Source organism: Streptomyces rectiviolaceus (genome assembly GCF_039533825.1).
GTDB lineage: Bacteria > Actinomycetota > Actinomycetes > Streptomycetales > Streptomycetaceae > Streptomyces > Streptomyces rectiviolaceus.
Window position 1 is genome coordinate 290,226 of the sequence record NZ_BAAAUG010000022.1, and the last position, 2,748, is coordinate 292,973.

Annotated in this window: 2 protein-coding genes; one reads left to right on the top strand and one right to left on the bottom strand. The window is 70.5% G+C overall.

Going from position 1 to position 2,748, the window contains the following annotated elements; genetic code table 11:
• Positions 1-29 precede the first annotated feature (29 nt).
• Positions 30-461 (bottom strand): SRPBCC family protein, encoded by a 432-nt coding sequence (locus ABD378_RS07085; RefSeq protein WP_344519577.1) that lies wholly within the window; start codon positions 459-461, stop codon positions 30-32.
• A 192-nt stretch (positions 462-653) separates the two neighbouring features.
• Between ABD378_RS07085 and ABD378_RS07090 the strand changes: the two genes are divergently transcribed.
• Positions 654-2,699: a SpoIIE family protein phosphatase gene (locus ABD378_RS07090; protein WP_344519578.1), complete on the top strand. Its 2,046-nt coding sequence runs from the start codon at positions 654-656 to the stop codon at positions 2,697-2,699.
• Positions 2,700-2,748: the final 49 nt, after the last annotated feature.

Here is a 2,748-nt window from a genome sequence, read left to right on the forward strand (position 1 = left end):
GCGGGGGCCCCATGGCCCCCCGCTCAGGCTCACGGGGTCTGGCGTGCCGCCCTCTCGGCGAGCTTCTGGAACTCACCCAGGTCGTAGTTGGCCAGCGTGGAGTCGAGGTTCGTGAGGGCGCCGAGGTGTTCCACGAAGCCCTTGGGGTCGTACTCGATCTGCAGGGTCACCCGGCTCGTGGTGTCGCTCAGGCGGTGGAACGTCACCACGCCGGCGTGGTCCACACCCTCGACGGTGTGCCAGGCGATCCGGTTCTCGGGCACCACCTCGGTGAGCTCGGCGACGAAGTTCTTCTCCGCGCCGGGCAGTTCCAGCTGCCACGCGAAGCGGCACTCGTCCATCGGCTCGACCATGCGTACGTGGCTGAGGAAGGAGGGCCAGCGTTCCACGTCGCTCCACAGCTCCCAGGCGACCGAAATCGGCGCCTCGACATCGACGGACTCGAGCAGGGACGCGGACATACGTACCTCTTTCTGGACGGGGGAATGGCCGCGGATTCTCCGGGCCGGTGAAGCATGCGACTCCGGTACCCCTTCGGGGGCGGGCCATGCGACGGGACCAACCCGCGGCCGAGCCGACCACCCGTGGATGCGACGGCCGCGCGCCTGAGGCGCCTGGCGTTTATGGTGACCGAGCGGCATACGGAGACATCCATGACGTCAGCCAAGAAGTCACACATCGACCTGGAACAGTGCCTGCTCCTGACCGGTATGGGCAGCTTCGACTGGGACCTGGACAGCGGTGAGCTCAGCCTCGACGCCAGCGCCATGGCGGTGCTCGACCTGCTCCCCGAGGAATTCCACGGCCTGGTGACCTCGCTGCGGGGACGTGTGCCCCCGGAGGAGGCCGTGCGCATCAGCTTCGCCGTCACGGAGGCGGACACCACGGGGGCCGACCTCTACGGCGTCTACTTCCACGTCCGCCACCGCGACGGCTCGCGGCACCTCAGTCATGTCCGTGGACGCGTCCTGCGCGACGACGACGGCCGGGCGGTGCGCGCCGTCGGAGTCGTGCGGACGGCCGCGAACGACGGGACCGAGCTCGCGGCCATCGACCCCAGAGAGGAGCGGCGGCAGGGCATCGCCCTGATGGTGCAGGGCACCACGCAGGCCCTCTCCCGCGCGGTCACGGTCGACGACGTGGTGGCCGTGCTCTCCGGCGCGAGCGGCCTTGACCGGTTCGCCGCCGACGGCCTGGTCCTGGGGCTGGTCGAGGGGGAGAACCTGAAGCTGATCGCCCTGGTGGGCCAGACGATGCAGGCCCTCGACGAACTCAAGCTGCACAAGGTCGACGAGTCGCTGCCGCTGGTCGAGGCCGTCCTGACCCGGCAGCCACGCTTCGTGGGCTCGTTGCCCGATCTAGGGCGGCGCTTCTCCCGCCTCGGTCCCTACATCGAGCACATGGAGCTCGATTCGGCGGCGTTCCTGCCCCTGGTCGCGCAGGACCGCGCCATCGGCGGACTCGCGCTCTTCTACCGCGGCCGCAAGGATTTCACCGACGCGGACCGCAACCTCTGCATCGGTCTTTCCGGCATCGTCGCCCAGTCGCTGCAGCGCGCCATCCTGTTCGACGAGGAACGGGACCTCGCCACGAGTCTGCAGGCCACCATGTTGCCGCGCGGGATCCCCGACGTCCCGGACTCCGAGGTCGCCGTGCGCTATCACGCCGCCTGGGGCGGTCGTGACGTCGGAGGCGATTTCTACGACGTCATCACCCTGCCCCGTGGGCGCATCGGCGTGGTAGTCGGTGACGTACAGGGACACGACACGCACGCCGCGGCCATCATGGGGCAGCTGCGCATCGCCCTGCGGGCCTTCGCCGGCGAGGGACACCCACCCGCGACGGTGCTCTCACGCACCTCCCGCTTCCTGGCCGAGCTCGACACCGAGCGGTTCGCGACCTGCACCTATGCCCAGTTCGACCCCGCCACCGGCATCGTGCGCGTCGTGCGGGCCGGGCATCTGCCGCCCCTCGTGCGGCATGTGGACGGCCGCGTGGGCGTGCCACGGGTCCGTGGCGGGCTTCCGCTGGGTCTGGCCACCGAATTCGAGATGGAGGACTATCCCGAGGTGCGGCTCGACCTCGTGCCGGGCGAGACCATGGTGCTCTGCACGGACGGGCTCGTGGAGGACGCCAGTCTCGATCTGGACACCGGGATCCAGAACCTCGCCGAGGTGCTGTCCGCCGGCCCCGAGACGGCCGAGGACCTGGCGGACCATCTTTCTGGCGCGCTGTGGGAGAGATGGGGCAGCAGCGACGACGTGGCGCTCCTGGTCCTGCGCAGGCTCCCCGACCCCGGGACGCTCCAGGAGCCTCGTATCCATCGGTACGTCCACCAGGCCGACCCCGAAGGGCTCGCCGACGCGCGCGCGGCGCTGCGGGAACACCTCGCGGCGTGGGGTCTTGGCGCGGTCGCCGACGATGTCGAAGTGGCGGCGGGCGAGCTTCTCGTGAACTCCCTGGTCCACACCGACGGGGGCGCCATCCTCACGCTCGAGGTGCTCACAGGCCCGCCCCGCCATGTACGCCTCTGGGTGAAGGACCGCTCCAGTACGCGCCCCCGCAAGAGGTCCCCGGTGGAGACCGCCACCTCCGGCCGTGGACTGCTCCTGGTGGAGGCGGTCGCCTCGCGCTGGGGCATCGAGCCACGCGGCGAGGGCAAGGCGGTCTGGTGCGACTTCGCCGACCCGGATGCGTGATCGGCCGGCGGAGGCGTGGAGGCGTGATCGGTCGGCGCGGCGCAGACGC

Coding starts and splice junctions, on each gene's coding strand:
- ABD378_RS07085 (WP_344519577.1), bottom strand. CDS start 461: ATGTCCGCGTCCCTGCTCGAGTCCGTCGATGTCGAGGCGCCGATTTCG.
- ABD378_RS07090 (WP_344519578.1), top strand. CDS start 654: ATGACGTCAGCCAAGAAGTCACACATCGACCTGGAACAGTGCCTGCTC.